This window comes from Corynebacterium sp. 122RC1 (genome assembly GCF_024580955.1).
In the GTDB taxonomy this organism is placed as follows: Bacteria; Actinomycetota; Actinomycetes; order Mycobacteriales; family Mycobacteriaceae; genus Corynebacterium; species Corynebacterium kozikiae.
This window is the reverse complement of the sequence record NZ_JANIKD010000056.1, coordinates 1-541: the sequence shown is the minus strand read 5'-3', so window position 1 is coordinate 541 and position 541 is coordinate 1. Positions and strand designations below refer to the sequence as shown.

Below are 541 nucleotides of genomic sequence, written 5' to 3'. Positions count from 1 at the left end.
CCCGAAGCCCATGGCCTAACCCCTTTTGGGGAGGGAGTGGTCGAAGGTGGGATCGGCGATTGGGACGAAGTCGTAACAAGGTAGCCGTACCGGAAGGTGCGGCTGGATCACCTCCTTTCTAAGGAGCTTTACTTTTTTATTGTTTGTTGAATCCGGGTGGAGCAACACCACGCAACCTTTTTCTCTGGTCACCGATGAGTGGTGGTTGGGGGTTGTGAACACAACAAAAGAAACCAAAAAAACAAAGTGCTGCTGCATGCATGCATTGTGTGTGTTGTGTGGTGGTGGGTGCGAGAACATGGTGTGTTGGCATGCTGTTGGGTGTCTGGGATGATCACGTTTTTTCAGGCGCACATATTGGGTTCATGGATGGCTGCGTGTTGCGTGGTTGTGTGTGGGTTTGTTGTGTGCTTGTGGTGGTGTCCTTTTTTGTGTTGCTTGGTTAGCTGCGGTACAAGCGCGTGTTTGTGTGTGTTGTGGTGGCTTAGTGGTGTTGTGTGAGAACTGTATAGTGGACGCGAGTATCTTTATTCTTTATTCT

1 rRNA gene is annotated in these 541 nt (G+C 49.9%); it reads left to right on the top strand.

Annotated elements, in window-relative coordinates:
- A 16S ribosomal RNA gene (locus NQ050_RS11025) occupies positions 1-118 on the top strand; the annotation flags it as partial.
- Positions 119-541 lie beyond the last annotated feature (423 nt).